This window comes from Neorhizobium sp. NCHU2750 (genome assembly GCF_003597675.1).
GTDB lineage: Bacteria > Pseudomonadota > Alphaproteobacteria > Rhizobiales > Rhizobiaceae > Neorhizobium.
The window spans coordinates 115400-133824 of the sequence record NZ_CP030829.1 but is presented as its reverse complement, the minus strand read 5'-3'; the positions used below and the strand labels follow the sequence as shown (position 1 = coordinate 133824).

Sequence of the window (18425 nt, the reverse complement as noted above, 5' to 3'; positions counted from 1 at the left end):
GTTGTCAGGTTTTGTTGGTCAATAGGTTGCCCGTCCTCCAGACAGGTCGAAGACTGCTCCGGTGCTGAAACTACAGCTTCTCGAGCACAGCCATGATACGAGTTCGGCGACCTCGCTCGGTGCGCCGAGGCGCTTCATCGGCGACTTGTCGATCATCGTCTGCACATGGCTCGGGTTCATCTGCTTCAGGAGTTCAGTCTCCACCGCCGCCGGCGCGACGGCGTTGACGAGCACGCCGGTCTGCGCCAGTTCCTTGCCGAGCGCCTTGGTGAAGGCGATGACGCCGGCCTTCGAGGCACTATAGGCGGCCGAATTCGGCGTGCCTTCCTTGCCGGCAAGCGACGCTATGTTGACCACCCTGCCCCAGCCGGAAGAAACCATCACCGGTGCAACCGCCTTGCTGACAAGGAATGTACCATTGAGATTGACGTCGATAATGCGGCGCCATTCGTCTTCGGCATAGTCGAAGACGGGAACCGTGGAGCCTGCAAAGCCGGCATTGTTGACAAGGATGTCTATGCGCGAAAACCGCGATAGCGTCGTCGCCACAGCCTGGGATACCGACTGCGACTGACTGACGTCGCAGACGACCTGATCGGGGGCCTCGGCAGAGGCCCTCATGTCCCAAAGACAGACCTCTGCGCCCCAAGCCTTCAGGGCGGCTGCGATCTCTGCACCGATACCCGTCAGTCCGCCGGTCACGACGGCCACCAGTCCGCTCATGTCGTAGCGGGCATGGCCCTTCGTTTCCTCAGCGAATGAACTGTTCGACATAGTCACGTCCCAGGCCAACAGACTCGTAATGTGCGCGGCACATGTCGATCTTGGTGAAGACGTCTTCGTAGCCGTTGTGGTTACCCCAGGGATCGACGTAGTACATGCAGCCGTTGACCTGGAAATAGGTGATCATCTCCTCGACGCCTTCATCGACCACGAGCGTATGAATTTCGCCCGGCGGTTCGAATGCGTAGGAGCCTTCCGTGGCAACCCAGTCATGCTCGAGATAGCGCCAGCTACCCTTGAGAACCATGGCATGCACAGGGCCGGGATGGCGGTGACGGCTCAGCACGCCGGACTTGCGAACCTTCAGAAGGTTCATCCAGTAGCCGGCAGAGCGATTGAGACACAGCGGGCGGAACCAGACATTCTCGGATTGCGGTACCCAGATGCGATCGTCGAGCGGAATGGCGTTTGGAACGACGAGGTCGGGAATCATGCCCTCGGGCTGGGGCTTCTGATAGGGCATCCGGCGGATTGTTTCCGCATCGAGTTCCTGATTAGCGGCTGGAGTCGTTGACAAATTCATGATACCTCCCAAAGTGACCATATAGTGGTTAAACGTCCACAATATGGAATACACTAGGGTCAGGTTTGACGAATGTCAATAAACGCATTGCCGGAATTCTGCCCTGAAAAGCTGACGGGCAGTAGCAGATCACCCACGAGCGAGCTGCAATATGGGAGTTGGCAGACGGATCAACGGACCTGAAGAAAGTCAGTGAGGAGAAAAATGCTAAAGCAATTCAATAATTTCGATCGCCACCCCGATCTTCTCTCGCGCTTCGATGCGATGATGAAATTCTACTCTGTTTCGGCTGTGTTCGCCGATTCCCAATATCGAACAGGCGTGATGGACAGCGGTATCAAGCCGGCATTTCGTGCCAAGACCTGCGGTCAGGCACTGACGGTTCAACTCTCCAAGGGTGATCTGGTCGATCCGCTGAAGGCGCTTGAAATCGGCCAGCCCGGCGACGTGATCGTCGTGGATGCCGGTGGCGATCCCAACACATCCGTTTGTGGCGGCCTCATGGGAGGTCTGGCTCAGAATCGCGGTATCAGAGCGATGGTCATTGACGGCGCGGGTCGCGATACCGACGAATTGGAGGACCTCGGATGGCCGATATGGACGCGCGCCATCACGCCGCGCGGCACCCACACGATGTTTTCCGGGCGCAAGGAGGAGTTGTCCCTCAATGTGCCGATTGCCTGCGGCGGTATCGTGGTCAATCCCGGCGATTTTGTCGTCGCCGACCTGATGGGCGTTGTCGTCATCCCCCTCGCCCGAGCAGAGGAAGTGCTGTCTCTCGCCGAAGAGCAGGCCGAACGCGAGGAAAAGACAAGGGCTTGGGTCAAACAGGGCAAGACCGTCGAGGATCTGCTGGCCGAATTCGGGCGTATCTGATCTATCTTTCCACTACTGCCCCGGTGCACATTGCACCGGGGTAAGAGTAGGCAAGCATGCAGGGACTGCCGACGCGACGCCCGACATTTATCCCTCCAGGTTGTGCCTGCGAATTTCTCGATAAAGCTTTACTTATATCGCGTGGGCAAGGGCGATTGCCTCGGCCACCTCCTCGCAGCGCTCATCGAGCATGGATGTGGCCACGCGAATGCTGCTGCTTCCATTCACATGGAACTTGCTGCCGGAATTGACCGCAATATGCCGGGCGGCGAGCGTCACCATCGCGAACGGCTCGGAGGCGACCGGCACCCAGAGCGACAGGCCTGCGCCGGTCTGGATAGCCAGCCCGCGTGCCCTTAGCGCCTCGGCAAGACGGTCGCGACGCTCATTATATATGGTCCGCGCGGCTTCGATATTTTGCCAGGTTTCGGGCTGGCGCAACAGCCAGGCTCCGGCCGCCTGGAGAATGCGGGTGGTCCAGGCCGCGCTGAAGCTTCGATAGGACTGGATCTGTTCGACGATCGCCTTTGTGCCCGACAGCACCGCCAGGCGAAGGTCGGGCCCCAGCGTCTTGGAGTAGGAAAGCACATGGATGACCCGATCGGGGAATTCGTTTCCAAGCGAATGACGCGGACTTGCCGCGATGTCGGCGATCCCATCATCCTCGATGATCAGGATGTCACTACCGCGCAGGACGTCTGCGAGTTCCCCGAGGCGTTCCGGCGTCACCGTCCTGCCGGTTACCGAATGAAGCCGTGGCTGGAACAGGAAAACGACGGGCTTGTAACGCATGGCGTCCTTGAGGGATGACGGCAGCGGGCCGTCTGCATCGCATTTGACCGGCAGAATACGGGCGCCCTGATGCTCCAGGATGTCGAGAAGGCGCATGGCCGTCGGCTCCTCGATTGCGACAGGTGCGCCGGGTGTCACGAGTGCATGGATGGCCGTATAGACGGCATTGTAGCCGCCATTCATCGCCAGAAAGGCCTCGGCCTCGTAGGGCCAGGTCTTGCGGGCCTCGGTCTCAAGTTCGGGCAGGATGCGGCTGCGCTGGTAGCTGTTGAGGTCCTGTGCCGAGGCACCATAGACGAGGGCCTTCTCCAGTGTAGGTAGAAGCACGGGATCGGGCACGGCCATGGTGAGGTCGAGTGCGCCGGCGCCATAATCGCCCGAACTCGCCAGGCGCTCGGGCTTGGCGATGAAGCGATCTCCGCTGACCCAGGTCCCGTTACGCCCCCTCCCCGTGATGATTTTCTGTCGCCGCAGCTCGCTCCAGGCCTCCGAAATGGTCGCCGGGCTTACTCCGAGCGAAAAAGCGAGATCGCGGATCGCAGGCAGCTTGGCACCGACGGGAAGAGCGCCTGCCCGGATCAACGCACTGGTTTCCAATGCGATTCCGCGAATAGTGCGATCGCTTAATTTTTCGGCAAACCAGATCGAGTCGTAGGCATCGCTCATTTCGTCACCATTTTAAATGTTCAATAACGTAATAACATTTGATCATTTCGAAATGAACATTTTAATCTCGGTCTATCAGCATTTTCTGACATGAGTATCTCAAATGACACTGCGCCTTCGAATTGCACTGCGTGACTGGGACTACATGACGCCGCTGGTCCTCGGCGATATTACTTCCGACAAGCTCGACCTACAGGTCGATCGCATCGGTACGCTGGTCTCTCATGTCGGCAAGGATCCCGATCATGATGCCGCCGAAATGTCGTTCAGCCGCTATACTCAGTTGCGCCACGATGGCGACGACAGTGTTGTTGGTATTCCGAACTTCATCATGCGCGGCTTCCGTCATCGCTGCATCATGACCATGGCCGACAGCAAGATCACCACTCTTGCTCAGCTTGCAGGCAAGCGGATCGGTGTTACCGGCTGGCGTGACAGCGGCAACACCTGGACGCGCGCAGCAATCCGCCGCGAGGGTGTCGAGGTCAAGGATGCCATGTGGTATGCTGGCCGCCTGACGGAGGCCCATCCGATCACCAACCGTCTCGACGGCTTCGGACAGCCTGGCCTGATCGAGGCCTGCCCGGGCGAGCGCCCGATGGTCGATCTGCTGCGCGAAGGTGGACTTGATGCTATCTTTACGCCGTTCATGCCGGACGGTTATTTTGAGCCGGGATCGCCGTTCCGCCAGGTTCTGTCGGATTTCCGCTCGGAAGAGCAGCGCTATTTTGATGATGTCGGCTATGTTCCGGGGATGCACATGATCTGCATCAAGGCCGAGATCGTCGCAGAAAACCCGTGGGTCATCGCCGAAGTGAGCAGGCTTGTCGACGAGTCGCAGAAGATGTGGACCGCCAAGCGTCGCAAATATGCCGAAACGACGCCGTGGATGTTCGACGAAGTGCTGCGGACCTCGCGTGACCTGCCCAAGGGCTGGGATGCCAGCGGCTTTGCTGCCAACCGCAAGATGATCGACGATTTTGCCAAGGAATTGCATGCCCAGGGCATCATGAAGCGCCATATGACGCCGGAAGAGCTCTTCGCATACGACACCGATGGCAGCCGCATCGAGCCCGCCAAGGCCTGAAATTAAACCATCGCAACAGACGTCACGTCATCAGACGGAACATCACTTGGTAAGACAAAGGGGAATGAACATGTCGCATAAGAAACTCATCGCTCTTGCGCTCGCTGGCGCTGCCTTTGCCGGCATTGCCAAAGCGCAGGACGCCGCACCGAAGCTCGAAGTCAACAAGGCCCTGCACGACAAGCTGCCCGATGACATCAAGACTGCCGGCAAGATGACCTCCGTCAACAACGGTTCATTCCCCCCTTACGAAATCGTCACCGGCACTGAAATGACCGGCGCCAGCGCAGATCTCACCGAAGCACTCGGCCAGGTTCTCGGCGTCAAGATCGAACATGCAACAGTTGGCGGCCTGCCTGCGCTGTTGGCTGGCGTTAATTCCGGCCGCTATCAGTTCGCCTTCGGCCCGATCGGTGACTACAAGGATCGCGAAACGGCCAACGACTTCGTCGACTGGGTTCAGGAATTCGTGGTCTTCGCGACGCTAAAGGGCAATCCGAAAGGCATCAGCTCGCTCGATACCGCCTGCGGCCAGCGCGTCTCGGTCATGGCCGGCGGTTCCGCCGAGCGGGTGATCAAAGCTCAATCCGACAAGTGCGTGGCGGATGGCAAGGGCGCCGTCGAAGTGCAGTCCTACACCGACCAGCCGGCCTCGATCCTGGCCGTGCGTTCCAAGCGCGCCGATGCCTTCTTCTCTTCGCAGGCTCCGCTGACCTATTTCGTCCAGCAGGCCAATGGTCAGCTTGAACTGACCGGCGTCGGCCAGAAGAACGGTTTCGACGACATCTTCCAGGGCGCCGTCGTGCCGAAGGGTTCGCCGCTCGGACCGATCATGATCGATGCCATCAAGGTGCTGATCGATAACGGTACCTATGCCACGATCATGAAGAAGTGGGGCCTTGAGAACAACATGATCAAGCAGCCCGGACTTAACCTCGGCGGACAGCTTCCCAAATGAGCACCAAAACCACCACCAGCGAAGCGCCTTCGGGCGCTGCCGACTTCCGCGATGTGGCGACGGCCCACACGCCTTTCCGTATCGGCCGCCTCGTTCTTTGGATCGTGATCGCCCTCGTGGTCATCGATTTCGGCTGGGTCATCGCCAACAACGAAAATTTCGGCTGGCCGGTCGTCGCCCATTATTTCTTCGATCCGACCGTCATGCAGGGCCTCTATGTCAGCCTTGGCCTGACGGTTGTCGGCATGATCCTCGGCGTCATGGTCGGTCTTCTCATCGCTATCGCGCGCATGTCGAATGATAGGCTCGCCAGTGGTTTTGCCTCGCTGTTCATCTGGTTCTTCCGTGGCACGCCGCTGCTGGTCCAGCTGATCTTCTGGTACAACATGTCGACGCTGTTCCCGGCCATTTCGATCTCCATCCCCTTCGGCCCGACACTTGTCAGCTGGGATACCAACTCGGTCATTACCCCGATGACGGCCGCAATCGTTGGCCTGGCGCTTAATGAAGCAGCTTATATGGCTGAAATCATCCGTGGCGGCCTGCTTTCGGTCGACCGCGGCCAAGCGGAAACTGCTGAAGCCTTCGGCATGACGAGAGCCCGCGCATTGTGGCGGATCATCATCCCCCAGGCCATGCGTTCCATCGTGCCGCCGACCGGCAACCAGTTGATCAGCATGATCAAGGCGACCTCGCTCGTCAGCGTCATCGCCATGGCCGACCTGCTCTATTCGGTCCAGTCGATCTATAACCGCACGTTCGAAATCATCCCGATGCTGCTGGTGGCTGTCCTCTGGTACCTGCTGATCACCTCGGTGCTGAATATCGGCCAGAGCTACATCGAAGCCTATTATGGCCGCAGTGACCGCCGCAATGCCGGTCTCGCCAAGGCAGCGGCCACGGCCACAGCCGAGGAGGCAAGCCATTGACAATCGTCGAGAACGCAAAGCCTCTCGTCCAGGCCCGCAACGTCCATAAGTCCTTCGATCACCTTGAGGTCCTCAAGGGCATCGACCTCGACGTCATGCCGGGAGAAGTCGTCGTCATCCTCGGGCCGTCCGGTTCGGGTAAGTCGACCTTCCTGCGCTGTATCAACCACCTCGAGGCCATCCATAAGGGCTATATCGAGGTGGATGGGGAGCAGATCGGTTATCGGGTGAAGAATGACCGGCTGGAGAAGCTGTCCACCAATGGTATCGCCAAGCAGCGCCGCAAGATCGGCATGGTGTTCCAGCAGTTCAATCTCTACCCGCATATGACGGTGCTGCAGAACATTATCGAGGCGCCGGTCGGCATTCACGGTCACAGCCGCAAGGACGCGATCGAGACCGCCAGGAACCTTCTTCAGCGCGTCGGTCTGGCGGAAAAAGCCAACGCCTATCCCCGCCAGCTGTCCGGTGGCCAGCAGCAACGTGTGGCAATCGCCCGTGCCTTGGCGATCAAGCCGAAGCTGATGCTGTTCGACGAGCCGACCTCGGCGCTCGATCCCGAACTTGTCGGCGAAGTCCTGGCAACCATGCGAGATCTTGCAAAGCAGGGTCTGACGATGATCGTCGTCACCCACGAGATCGGCTTCGCCAAGGAAGCCGCAGATCGCGTCGTGTTCATGGATGGCGGCGTGATCGTCGAGCAGGGCAAGCCGGAAGATGTGATCGGCAACCCGCAACATCCGCGCACGCAGGCCTTCCTGTCGCGCTTTCTCTAGTCCCCTCCCCAACTCGCCCCGGCCCAAAAGGCCGGGGTCTTTTCTTGTAATTCTGGAAAACCTGGAAATCCGATGCCTAGCCAAGACAATCTCTACGCCCGCGTCTCCGATTTTGATGCCATGGAAGCCGAGTTGAAGGCGACCCGCCATCATCTGCACGCCCATCCCGAACTCTCCTTCGAGGAGGCCGAGACCGCGCGCTATGTCGCCGACAAGCTGGAAGGCTGGGGTTATGAAGTGACCCGCAATGTCGGTGGGCATGGCGTGGTGGCCGTCCTCAAGAATGGCACGGGTAGCAAGAGCATCGGCATCCGTGCCGACATGGATGCGTTGCCGATCGCTGAAGAGACCGGTGTCGCATATGCCAGCACCGTGCCCGGCAAAATGCATGCCTGCGGCCATGACGGCCATACGACCGTACTGCTTGGAGCTGCCGAATATCTCGCCCGCACCAAGCGGTTCAACGGTACCGTGACGCTGATCTTCCAGCCGGCGGAAGAAGCGGGCCAAAATAGCGGCGCCAAGCGAATGATCGACGACGGTCTGTTCGATCGCTTCCCGATCGATGCGATTTTCGGCCTCCACAACCATCCGGGCATGCCTGCCGGCACGTTGCTCACCCGCTCCGGGCCGATCATGGCGGCAGGCGATACCGTGAGGATCACCATCACCGGCAAGGGCGGCCACGCTTCGCGCCCGCACCTGACGGTCGATCCGGTGCTGATCGCCTGCAATCTGGTCACCACCCTGCAGTCGATCGTCTCGCGCAATGTCGATCCGACCCAAACGGCGGTGGTCACCGTCAGCACGATCCATGCCGGCGAAGCCACCAACGTCATTGCCAACACAGCAAAGATCGGCATGAGCGTGCGCTCGTTCGATCCGGCCATCCGCAGCTTCCTTAAGGAGCGGATCCGCAAGCTGACGGCAAGCGTGGCGGAAGGTCATGGCGCGACCGCCGAAATCGACTACGAGCACGGTTATCCGGTTGTCGTGAACTCGGAAAAGGAAACCGCCTTCGCCCGCGAAGTGGCGGAAGAGCTGATCGGCGCGGAGAACGTCGCCACATGCCCGCTCCTGCCCGGCAGCGAGGATTTTGCCTATTTCCTCGAACATCGCCCCGGCAGCTTCCTGCGTCTCGGCAACGGCAAGGACTCCGCCATCCTGCATTCGTCGAAATACGACTTCAACGACGGCAGCCTGACGACGGGTGCAGCCATGTGGGCACGCCTGGCCGAGCGTTATCTCGACGCCTGAAGCATACCCGGAAATCGACAGGCCGCCGAGGTGGCGGCCTGTCCGTTTCCCGACGCTCAGATCAATGCCGCTGGCCTGCCAACGAGGCCGTGGTGGTCAAGGGCTCAAGGGACGCCACTGCCATTGGCAATGTCAATCTGGCCAATAGCCCCTTGGGGATCCGGTCGAGCAGTTCCAGCTTGCCGTTATGCGCCTGGACGATTTCGGCGACGATCGAAAGGCCTAGACCGAAGCCCGCGTTGTTGCCGCCGCGCGCGGCATCCACCTTGAAGAATGGCTCCAGAACCCGGGTTCGATATTCCTTTGGAATACCCGGACCGTCATCCATAACGTCGATGACGGCGAGAGCGCCTGTGACCCGAAGCTCGATCTCGACCCTGCTGCCGAATTTCACCGCGTTCTCGCAGAGATTGGTGACCGCCCGCGTCAATGCCAGAGGCTTGAAGCTCGTGATCGTGCGTGCGGGCCCGCGATAGATGACGTCGTGACCCATGTCGGCAAATTCATCGCAGATCGTCCTCACCGTCGAGGCAAGATCGGCGCGTTGCGCTGCCTCCCGCTGATAGTTATCGCGAAGATAGCCCAGGCTTTCCTTGAGCAGGCGGTCGATCCGCTCGATATCTACAAGCAGCGCATCCCTCACCTCCGTCTCCCCGACCCGCTCCGCCCGTAGCCGTAGCCGCGTCAATGGCGTGCGAAGATCATGGCTGATGCCGCGCAGCATCCGCGTCCGCGCCTCCACCATGGTAGAAATTCGGCGTTGCATGCCGTTGAGCGCACCTGCCAGCGCGATGATCTCGACGCTGCCGCGCTCCTCGAACGGGGCGGCATCCGTCGACAAGTCCGCCCTCATCGCCGCCGCCGCAATACGGCGCAACGGGCGGGTAATGGCCCAGATCGCAAAAATCGAAAACAGCACGATCAACGTCACGGTGGCGACAAGGTAATTCGAACCAAACCGCAAAGCATCGCTGCGCAGAAAATTTGGCGGCAGCGGATCCATGACCAGAAGCGTGTCGTCATCCACCTTGGTCGCCAGCACGCGCTTGCCATCGACAAAGGTTCTCCAGCCACCGAAGGGTTGCGGCCGGCCATCCGGTGGAAGAAGCCTATCGACCAGTATTTCCACAAATGGCTCCTCGGGCGAGGAGGACGTGAAGCGCTGCGCGTAGGCGATAGGCTGAAGAGCCAGATTGTGATCTTCCCGATTGGCAGCCTGCATGATCGCATCCCTTTCCGGGGGAGTGGCCGTGGCAAGCACCGATGCGATCGCCGAAACACGATCTGACATTCCCTCCAGATCGGTTGAGCCATAGCCGTCGCCAACCCACTGCTCCAACGTCGAGCCAATGAGGAAGGCAATGACGAGGCACAACAGGATGACAGCCGTAATCTGCCCCTGAATGGTTGAGATCGACCGTCGCAAGCTAAATCTCAAAATGCCTCCTTATGCCTTATCCTGTGCAAAGCCGGCTGGCGGGCAGAATGGCCCGGTCACCCCGGGCGACAATAGCGCCGTCCAACGCGGTTGGGCATTAAGTTTTGTTTCGCCGGCGTCGAAACCGCGATGCGAAACCGGCCCATACTGCGTCGCAACAAACCGTAACACAAAGACACGCTGCACAGGACCTGTCCGTGGCACGACGGTGGTGTTGCATGCACGGTCCGCTTCCTGGTGAGCGCTGTGCCAAATCACTGGAGCACCCATGTCATTCATCCAAAGGACCGATCGGCGGCGTCTCGCAAGCGCCGTTCTACCCGGCGCCCTCTATATGTCACTCGTGCTCGCCGGCACGGGCTCAAATGCATTTGCCGCTGATATGGGCACGGCGGGGGCCGATCCCGATCCGACCTTCGACCAGACGCGTTTCGACAATGAGAAGCCCGAGCGCAACTGGAGCCTGATCCTCGGCGCCGGAGCAATCTATGAACCGGAATACGAGGGCGGCGACAAGTTCAAGATCAACCCTGTCCCGATCGTCGTGTTCACCTACGGAAACTGGCTGGAGATCGACCCGCGAGGTGTCACGATCACCCCCTTCCACTATGACGGGTTCGCGCTCGGCGCCAAGGTGGGCTACGAGGGCGGCCGGGACCAGGATGATGCCGACCGGCTTCACGGGCTGGGTGACATCGATTTCGCCGCGACGGTGGGTGTCAAGGCTTCCTATTCCTGGAAGGGCTTTGAAGTCTATGCCAGCGTCGACCAGACGATCGACGGCAGTGAAAGCCTGATCGGCACCTTTGGAGCGGAATACCAGGCACCTTTAACGGACCGGCTGATCCTCGGTGGGGGCGTGGAGGCAATCGTTGCCAATGACAAGCACATGCAGGCTTATTTCGGCGTGAACTCCGCCCAGGCCGCACGCTCCGGCCTGCCGGAATACAAGGCCGAGGCGGGGCTCAAGCGCGTCAACATCACTGCCTCGGCAACGTACATGTTGAGCGAGCACTGGCTGGTGCGCGGTGAAGCGGGTGTCGGCATCCTCACTGGTGACGCGGCGGACAGCCCGATCGTTGACAAGAAGGTGCAGCCATCGAGCTCGCTGTTCGTCGGATACAAATTCTGACGTGAGAAGAGCCCTTCTGGACGAGAAAAGCCGGGTTATCGCCCGGCTTCTTTGTGTTCTGTCAGGCCTGTTCGACGCTGGCGGTGAACATGTAGCCACCGAGCCTGACCGTCTGCAGCAGAATAGGATTTCTGGGATCCGGTTCGATCTTCTGACGCAGACGGCTGATATGTACATCGACGCTGCGTTCGATCGGCCCGGCGAGACCGGTATGGGTGAGCGAAAGCAGCTCCTCGCGGGTTATCACGCGGCCCGGATTGCGGCAGAAGGCAAGAAGCAGGTCGAATTCCGTCGTTGTCACGGCGACGCGGGCGTTGCTCGGATCATGCAATTGCCTGCGCATCGGATCGATCTGCCAGCCGTCGAAACGCATTCTGCGCTGCACCGTCGTATGGGCAAGCCCATAGGAGGCCCGCCGCAGCAGGCTACGTATGCGCGCCACGACCTCACGCTGGCTGAAGGGCTTGGTAATATAGTCGTCAGCGCCGACTTCCAGACCGACGACCCGGTCGACCTCCTCGCCGAGCGCGGTCAAAAGAATGATAGGCGTGGTCCTTTCAGACCGGATGCGTCTGCAGATACTCAATCCGTCTTCGCCGGGCAGCATTACGTCGAGGATGATGAGATCGAAATCATTGCTGCGCATGAGGGCGTTCATCACATTCCCGTCTTCGGCAACGGTTGCGGACATGCCGCTTTCCTGCACGGCCAGGGCCAGCAGCTTGCCGATCTCGGGATCATCCTCAACGATTAGGATTTTCGAACTGGTGGAATTCGGTTGCACGTCGGCCTTCCCTACTTGCCGCAAAGCACGCATGTCGCACGCGTTCCGCACCGCATATGTGTCTCTTTATTAAGTTTTGTTGCGAGACTTGGAAAGCTTCGCGACGGCGACAGGCAATCGACGTAGCCTGAAATAAACTGCAACAATGCCGCAAACGCTACGCAAAAAGCGACCGATAGATCGTCCGCAAGTTTCGTGGAGAGTTTCTCCGCGCTCACGATCAAGGCTGTTTCCAATATCCGATAGGCAGGCTTATGCAACTCAATCTCGCCAAGCCCTCGAGCCATGGCATGCACCTTGCGCGTTGCGTTCAGTACACCCTCCTCCTCTACACCTTGCTTGTGATGACAGCATGCAGTGGACAGCAGCGGAGCGAAGGCGCCACGCCACCTCCTAGATCCGTGGCGGTAGTTCAGCCCCAAACGGCGAGCGTTATGCGCTATCTCAACGCAACCGGTACGACGAAAGCGCTGGATAGTGTCGATCTGACTGCTCGTGTCACAGGCTATCTGAGATCCATCGATTACGAGGACGGCAAGGCGGTCAAGAAAGGCCAGCGCCTCTTTCTCATCGAGCCCGACCAATACGAAGCGCAGGAGCAGCAAGCGCAGGCTTCCGTCGAACAGGCCAAAGCCAGTCTGGACAATGCGCAGGTCCAGCTCGATCGGCAGCAAGAGTTGCTGCGCTCCTCGACGACCACGCAGGCGAGCGTCGATAACGCCCGCTCCAGCCGGGATACGTCAAAGGCTCAGCTCGATTCCGCCGCGGCCTCGCTGAAGCAGGCACAGATCAATCTCGCTTATACCAGCGTAACGGCCCCTTTCGATGGTTTTGTGACCGAGCATCAGGCCGATGTCGGCGCACTCGTCGGCAGCGGCGGGCCGACAGTGCTCGCAACCATCGTTCGACTGGACCCCATTCATGTTTCCTTCGCGATCTCCGACACCGATATGTTGCAGATCCGCAGGCAGGTGCGTGAGCGCGGCCTGACGGCCAAGGACATACGGAACATTACCGTCGAGGCCGCGACGAATATCGACACCGATTTCCCTTACAAGGGCAGGATCGACTATGTTTCACCGCAGACCGATGCCGGCAGCGGTACGCTTGCGGTCAGGGCAATCTTCGACAACAAGAACCGCGAGCTCTTGCCCAATCTCTTCGTGCGCCTGCGCATTCCGATGGGGACCGTCGACGACGCTGTGCTCGTTCCTCCGTCTGCAATTGGTACCGACCAGCAGGGGCGTTTCGTCCTTGCCGTCAAGGACGACAACACCGTCGAGCGCCGTTCCATCACCTTGCTCGACCGCAGCGGAAACCTGCAGCAGGTGGAAGGAAGCTTGTCGGCGAAGGACAGGGTCGTCGCCAACGCGCTCGGCGGTGTGCGGGCCGGCGAGAAGATTGACCCGCAAGTCGCTCCCGCAGCAGGAGCCGGAACCGAGGGTGACAAACAGCACGCTTCGGCGACGCCGTCCAACTGATCGGATCACGCCATGCTCTCCCGATTTTTCATCGCGCGGCCGGTGCTCGCCAACGTCATCGCGTTTCTGACGATCCTCATCGGCGCAATCGCCTTCCTTCGGCTGCCGATTGCCCAGTATCCCAACGTCGTGCCTCCGACGATCCAGGTTCAGGCACGTTATCCCGGTGCCAGCGCCAGGACGTTGATGGACACCGTTGCCCTGCCAATCGAACAGCAGGTCAACGGTGTTCCGGGGATGCTTTACATGCAGTCGACCAGCGCCAGCGACGGCACCTATTCGCTGACTGTCACATTCGATATCGGTACCGATGCGGACCAGGCACAGATTCTCGTGCAGAACCGCGTCGATGCGGCGAACGCGCAATTGCCGAGTTCGGTGCAGTCGCAAGGGGTGACGGTTCGCAAGCGCTCCACGTCTATCCTGGCTTTTGTCACGCTCGATGCAAAAGATCCCAAATACGACAGTCTGTTTCTTGCCAATTACGCGACGATCAACCTGAAGGATGCGTTGGCTCGTGTTCCGGGCGTCGGCGACGTGACCGTTTACGGGTCGGGCGACTACGCCATGCGTATCTGGCTCGACGCGGATCGGCTTCAGGCACGCGGGCTCAAACCATCCGATGTGGTGAGCGCCATCCAGTCGCAGAGTCAGACGGTTTCCGGCGGCCAGATCGGCATGCCGCCAGTGGAAAACCGGCAAGGCTTCCAGACGCCGATCGAGATTAACGGCAGGCTGAATCAGGTCGAGCAGTTCGAGGATGTGATCGTCAAATCCAATACGCAGACGGGTGCGATCACGCGGATCCGCGACATCGCACGCGTCGAGCTCGGCTCAAAATCTTACGGACAGATCTTCCGCATCAACGGCAGGGCATCTGCCTCCCTGGCGATCAGCCAGCTTCCGGAGGCCAATGCACTTGATGTTTCCAAGGCGGTTGAAAGCCGCATGCAGGACCTTGCCAAGGCTTTCCCGGCTGGGCTGAGCTATTCGGTGCCGTTCAACACAACCGCCTTCGTCAATGCCGCCGTTGATGAGGTCTACAAGACACTGATCGAGGCCTGTGCCATCGTATTGGTCGTCATCCTTCTGTTCCTACAGGACTGGCGCGCGATGCTCGTGCCGGCGACGACAGTTCCCGTCACGCTGATCGGTGCTTTTGCCGCCATGGCGGCGTTCGGCTTCTCGATCAACATGTCCACCCTCTTTGCCCTGGTACTGGCGATCGGCATCGTGGTCGACGACGCCATTGTCATCGTCGAAGGTGCCGCCCGGCAGATGGCGTCGGGGCTGAAGGGGCCTGAGGCTGCCGCCAAGGCGATGGATGAGCTTTTCGGGCCGATCATCGGCATCACGCTCGTGCTTGTGTCGGTCTTCCTGCCAGCTGCATTCCTGCCGGGCCTGACCGGAAAACTCTATCAGCAGTTCGCGCTGGTCATCGCGGCGACCGCGGTCATCAGCGCCATCAATGCCGTGACGTTGAAGCCGGTCCAGGCTTCGCTGTGGATGAGGCCGATCAAACCGGTTGGCGAGCGAAACTTCGTCTTCCGATGGTTCGATCGCGGCTTCAACAGACTTGAAGGCGGCTATACACGATTGCTGTCGTGGCTGCTGGGGTATCGCTACGTCGTTGCGGTTGTCACGCTGGCCATCGTGGCTCTCGCCTTCCTCGGCCTGTCGAAGGTTCCAACGGGCTTCCTGCCGCTCGAGGACCAGGGGTATCTTGTCGCGGCCATCCAGCTTCCTGCCGGCGCATCGCTTGAACGCACCGACGCATCCCTGCAACAGGTCGAGGAGCGCCTGCGGAACCAGCCCGGCGTTGACAATGTGATCACCGTGGCAGGTGTTTCGCTCCTGGATAATGCTGCGCCACTTCCCAGTGCCGGCATGGCTTATATCGTACTTAAGCCCTGGGATGAACGTGGCAAGGGGTTGAGCCTTCTGCCGATCTATCAGGCGGTATCGAAGAGGCTTGCCAATCTCGATGATGGAATGGCGCTCGTCGTTCCGCCACCATCGATCCAGGGCATCGGTAATACCGGCGGGTTTTCGATGATGGTCGAACTGGCTGACGGCAGCACTGATTTCAACCGTCTGGCCGAGGTCGCCGGCAGCGTCGTGAGCGAGGCGGCGAAGAACCCCTCGCTGCAGGGCGTGCAGGTTAATGCCAACTTCAACACGCCACAGCTTTCGATCGACGTCGATCGCGCCAAGGCGGAAACGCTCGGTGTCTCAATCGGCGATGTCCTCAATGCCCTGTCCGGCTATCTCGGGTCGGCCTATGTCAACCAGTTCACCCGTTTCGGGCATGTCTTCCAGGTCTATGTCCAGGCGGAAGGTTCCTACCGCAGTGTGGCGGAAGGCATTGATCGTCTCAAGGTACCGAATTCCTCCGGTGCCCTTGTTCCGATAGCCAGCATGGTGAATGTCCATGACGTCATCGGGCCATCGCTGATCTCGCTCTACAACCTGCATCCCGCCGCCTCGATTATCGGCCGCCCGCAGGCACAGATGAGTTCTGGCCAGGCCATGCAGATCATGGAGAAGGCTGCTGCAACCGCCCTGCCGACGGGCGTGACGACCGACTGGACGGCCATTTCCTACCAGGAAAAATTGGCGGGCAGCCAGATCTACATTGCTTTCGGACTGGCGCTGGTGCTCGTCTATTTTGTGCTGGCCGGGCAATATGAGAGCTGGTTTGGACCACTGCCGGTGATCTTTTCGGTGCCGCTTGCCCTTGCCGGGACGGTCGCCGTGTTGCTCGCGCTCGGTTTGCAGAACACGCTCTATACCCAGATCGGGCTGGTCCTGCTCGTCGCGCTTGCCGCCAAGAACGCCATTCTGATCGTCGAGTTTGCCCGTGAACTAAGGATCAAGGAGGGCAAGTCGCTGATCGAATCCGCCGTGACAGCCGGTAGGCTTCGGTTCAGGCCGATCCTGATGACCTCGATCGCCTTCATCGTCGGCATGCTGCCGCTTGTGCTGGCGACGGGCGCCGGTGCCAATGCCAGCAAGTCGATCGGTGTCTCTGTCGTTAGCGGCATGCTGATCTCCACGCTCCTGTCCATCTTCGTGGTGCCATCCCTCTATCTGATCGTTCGATCGGTCGAGGAGCGCTGGCAGAACAGAAACCACAAGAGCTGACGAAATCTGCCGCCAAGCCTCCTTCTCCGAACGGGTGCGGCGACTTGTATCAGCGCGAACCGTGTGCTGCCGCTTGAAATTCAAAGGGTGCGGCAGTATCTCAGCGCCACTTCCCGTAAGACGACGTCCTGTCGTGGCAACAGCCACGGTGTTTGATATCGTCCGGATGAAAGAAAAAGGCGCTCCCCTTGCGGTCGAGCGCCTTTTTCTTTTGAGCGAATTCGCGTCGCGGCGGTCAGCGGACTTGGGTCGTGGTCTTATGCTGGGCTGCCGGTTTCTCTGTTTGATGCACGCCACGCTTGGCGTAATAGGCCTTCTTCTGTTCGTACATCAATTGGTCTGCCCGTTTGACGACGGATTCCATTGCTTCGCCGGGCTCGCTTGTCGCTGCCCCGCAGGCCATACTGAGGGGCGCGCTCGAGTAGAACTGGTTGTTGATCTTCAGAAGCTCAAGAATGGTGTCCACCATGGCTGCTGCGGCCTTGGCATCGGCTCCGGGAAGCAGGACGGCGAATTCGTCGCCGCCGATTCGGCAGGCATGGTTTGGTGGCGATACTGCACCGTTGAGGATTTCGCCGAACCGCCGCAACAGACCATCACCTGCGTCGTGGCCAAGCTGGTCGTTCATCTCCTTCAGGCCATTGAGATCGATGACGATGGCGGATACCGGCCTGAGCAGTTTCCGCTCAAGCCTGTTGATCTCCTCGACATAGAAGGCGCGATTGTAAAGTTTGGTCAGTACGTCGTGCTTGCCGAGATATTCCAGATAGGCCTCCGCCTTCTTGCGGGCCGTAATGTCTGCCAGTGCCACCTGCACGCGCGACCAATCTCCCTCATGGCCGGGAAAGACCGAGAAATGCAGCAGGATGTGGCGTTCCGAGCCATCGAGCGCGTAATTGATCACTTCGCGATGATGAAAGAGATTGCCATTCCACAACTCCATCAGCTGTTCGCGGAAAGGTTTTTCCATGTCGTCACGAAAAACCTCGTTCAGTCGCTGCAAAAGGTCAGAACGGTCCTTCGCGCCGAAAAGGTCGAGCGTCGCCTGATTGACGTCGATGACGCGAATCTCGCTCATGCATTGGCGGACAAATTCGGGATGGACGTCCATGAAGGTGCGGAAGTCGGTGATACCGCGGTTGCGGATATCTTCGATCAGCATGCGGATGCGGCTGAAATCCTCCAGCCACAGCGAAACGGGTGAATGCTCGAAGATGCCTTCGGCCTGACGCCGCTGTTCGATTTCGGCCCGCCGGGCCTCTTCCTGCCGGGTGATGTCTTCCGTCGTCAGCAGCAGCCGGCCGAGCGTCTTCTCATATCCGGGAAGCACGGCCCCGCGAAGCTGGATATCCAGTCGCGTGCCGGAAATGGCATAATTGACGGTGGTGCTGGAGAAGGAGAGCTCGCCGTCGAATAATGCGGCCAATTCGTTGATATGCGTGTCGAGCATGTCGTCGCGGAAGACGGAAGCGATGTTGGCACGCAGATGCTCAAGGCTGTCGGCCTCGAAGAGTTCGAGGGTCTTGGCATTCACTTCAAGGACACGGATGCGCCTTGAGCAGGCCAGAACACGGTCCCGATCTTCCCGCAGGAATGTCCTGATATCCGTCACGCCCTGACCGCGCCACGTATCGAACAGGGCCTGTACCTCGCTGAAATCCTCGATCCACATCGCGATTGGCGCAAGGTTGAAAATGCCGGAATCGAATGAATTGGTCATGGGGGGCCTGAAATGAAGCTGCGAATATGCGCTGTGTGCCGTTTTGTCGGGCTGTAACCCTATTAGCAATAGGTAAACC

The 18425-nt window shown here is 59.6% G+C and carries 15 protein-coding genes; 9 read left to right on the top strand and 6 right to left on the bottom strand.

Annotated elements, in window-relative coordinates; all coding sequences use genetic code 11:
• Nucleotides 1-18: 18 nt before the first annotated feature.
• Nucleotides 19-774: an SDR family NAD(P)-dependent oxidoreductase gene (locus NCHU2750_RS24765; RefSeq protein ID WP_119944466.1), complete on the bottom strand. Its 756-nt coding sequence runs from the start codon at nt 772-774 to the stop codon at nt 19-21.
• Nucleotides 752-1246, bottom strand: coding sequence for a 2,4'-dihydroxyacetophenone dioxygenase family protein (locus NCHU2750_RS24760; protein WP_502703880.1), 495 nt, complete (start codon nt 1244-1246; stop codon nt 752-754). Before NCHU2750_RS24760 ends, NCHU2750_RS24765 begins: the two co-directional genes overlap by 23 nt.
• Nucleotides 1247-1510: 264 nt before the next feature.
• Here NCHU2750_RS24760 and NCHU2750_RS24755 point away from each other — a divergent pair, with 264 nt between their 5' ends.
• Nucleotides 1511-2182, top strand: coding sequence for an RraA family protein (locus NCHU2750_RS24755; protein ID WP_119944464.1), 672 nt, complete (start codon nt 1511-1513; stop codon nt 2180-2182).
• A 132-nt stretch (nt 2183-2314) separates the two neighbouring features.
• Here the strand turns inward: NCHU2750_RS24755 and NCHU2750_RS24750 are convergent, their stop codons facing one another.
• The gene (locus NCHU2750_RS24750) at nt 2315-3640 is read right to left on the bottom strand and encodes an aminotransferase-like domain-containing protein (protein ID WP_119944463.1); all 1326 of its coding nucleotides are present in this window, start codon (nt 3638-3640) and stop codon (nt 2315-2317) included.
• A 103-nt stretch (nt 3641-3743) separates the two neighbouring features.
• On the opposite strand from NCHU2750_RS24750, the gene NCHU2750_RS24745 reads away from it, so the two are divergent.
• The 5 genes from NCHU2750_RS24745 to NCHU2750_RS24725 all read left to right on the top strand — a co-directional run bounded on the left by NCHU2750_RS24745 (nt 3744) and on the right by NCHU2750_RS24725 (nt 8647).
• Nucleotides 3744-4727: a substrate-binding domain-containing protein gene (locus NCHU2750_RS24745; RefSeq protein WP_119944462.1), complete on the top strand. Its 984-nt coding sequence runs from the start codon at nt 3744-3746 to the stop codon at nt 4725-4727.
• Between the two features lie 70 nt (nt 4728-4797).
• Nucleotides 4798-5685, top strand: coding sequence for an ABC transporter substrate-binding protein (locus NCHU2750_RS24740; RefSeq protein ID WP_119944714.1), 888 nt, complete (start codon nt 4798-4800; stop codon nt 5683-5685).
• Nucleotides 5682-6614, top strand: coding sequence for an amino acid ABC transporter permease (locus NCHU2750_RS24735; protein ID WP_119944461.1), 933 nt, complete (start codon nt 5682-5684; stop codon nt 6612-6614). Before NCHU2750_RS24740 ends, NCHU2750_RS24735 begins: the two co-directional genes overlap by 4 nt.
• Nucleotides 6611-7390, top strand: coding sequence for an amino acid ABC transporter ATP-binding protein (locus tag NCHU2750_RS24730; protein WP_119944460.1), 780 nt, complete (start codon nt 6611-6613; stop codon nt 7388-7390). Before NCHU2750_RS24735 ends, NCHU2750_RS24730 begins: the two co-directional genes overlap by 4 nt.
• A 72-nt stretch (nt 7391-7462) precedes the next feature.
• On the top strand, nt 7463-8647 hold the full coding sequence (locus NCHU2750_RS24725; protein ID WP_119944459.1) for a M20 aminoacylase family protein: 1185 nt from the start codon (nt 7463-7465) through the stop codon (nt 8645-8647).
• A 61-nt stretch (nt 8648-8708) separates the two neighbouring features.
• Here NCHU2750_RS24725 and NCHU2750_RS24720 read toward each other — a convergent pair whose 3' ends face one another.
• Nucleotides 8709-10073, bottom strand: coding sequence for an ATP-binding protein (locus NCHU2750_RS24720; RefSeq protein ID WP_119944458.1), 1365 nt, complete (start codon nt 10071-10073; stop codon nt 8709-8711).
• 280 nt (nt 10074-10353) lie between these two features.
• On the opposite strand from NCHU2750_RS24720, the gene NCHU2750_RS24715 reads away from it, so the two are divergent.
• Nucleotides 10354-11217, top strand: coding sequence for a MipA/OmpV family protein (locus NCHU2750_RS24715; protein WP_245480511.1), 864 nt, complete (start codon nt 10354-10356; stop codon nt 11215-11217).
• Nucleotides 11218-11278: 61 nt separating this feature from the next.
• Here NCHU2750_RS24715 and NCHU2750_RS24710 read toward each other — a convergent pair whose 3' ends face one another.
• A complete protein-coding gene (locus NCHU2750_RS24710) occupies nt 11279-12034 on the bottom strand; it encodes a response regulator transcription factor (RefSeq protein ID WP_119944457.1) in 756 nt (251 codons plus the stop codon).
• Nucleotides 12035-12255: 221 nt separating this feature from the next.
• Here NCHU2750_RS24710 and NCHU2750_RS24705 point away from each other — a divergent pair, with 221 nt between their 5' ends.
• Together NCHU2750_RS24705 and NCHU2750_RS24700 are read left to right on the top strand one after the other, a co-directional pair.
• Nucleotides 12256-13482 (top strand): efflux RND transporter periplasmic adaptor subunit, encoded by a 1227-nt coding sequence (locus NCHU2750_RS24705; protein WP_119944456.1) that lies wholly within the window; start codon nt 12256-12258, stop codon nt 13480-13482.
• 12 nt (nt 13483-13494) lie between these two features.
• On the top strand, nt 13495-16626 hold the full coding sequence (locus NCHU2750_RS24700; RefSeq protein WP_119944455.1) for an efflux RND transporter permease subunit: 3132 nt from the start codon (nt 13495-13497) through the stop codon (nt 16624-16626).
• Between the two features lie 235 nt (nt 16627-16861).
• Here NCHU2750_RS24700 and NCHU2750_RS24695 read toward each other — a convergent pair whose 3' ends face one another.
• Nucleotides 16862-18346 carry a sensor domain-containing diguanylate cyclase gene (locus NCHU2750_RS24695; protein WP_119944454.1) on the bottom strand — a complete coding sequence of 495 codons (1485 nt, stop codon included), beginning with the start codon at nt 18344-18346 and terminating at the stop codon, nt 16862-16864.
• Between the last annotated feature and the right edge of the window lie 79 nt (nt 18347-18425).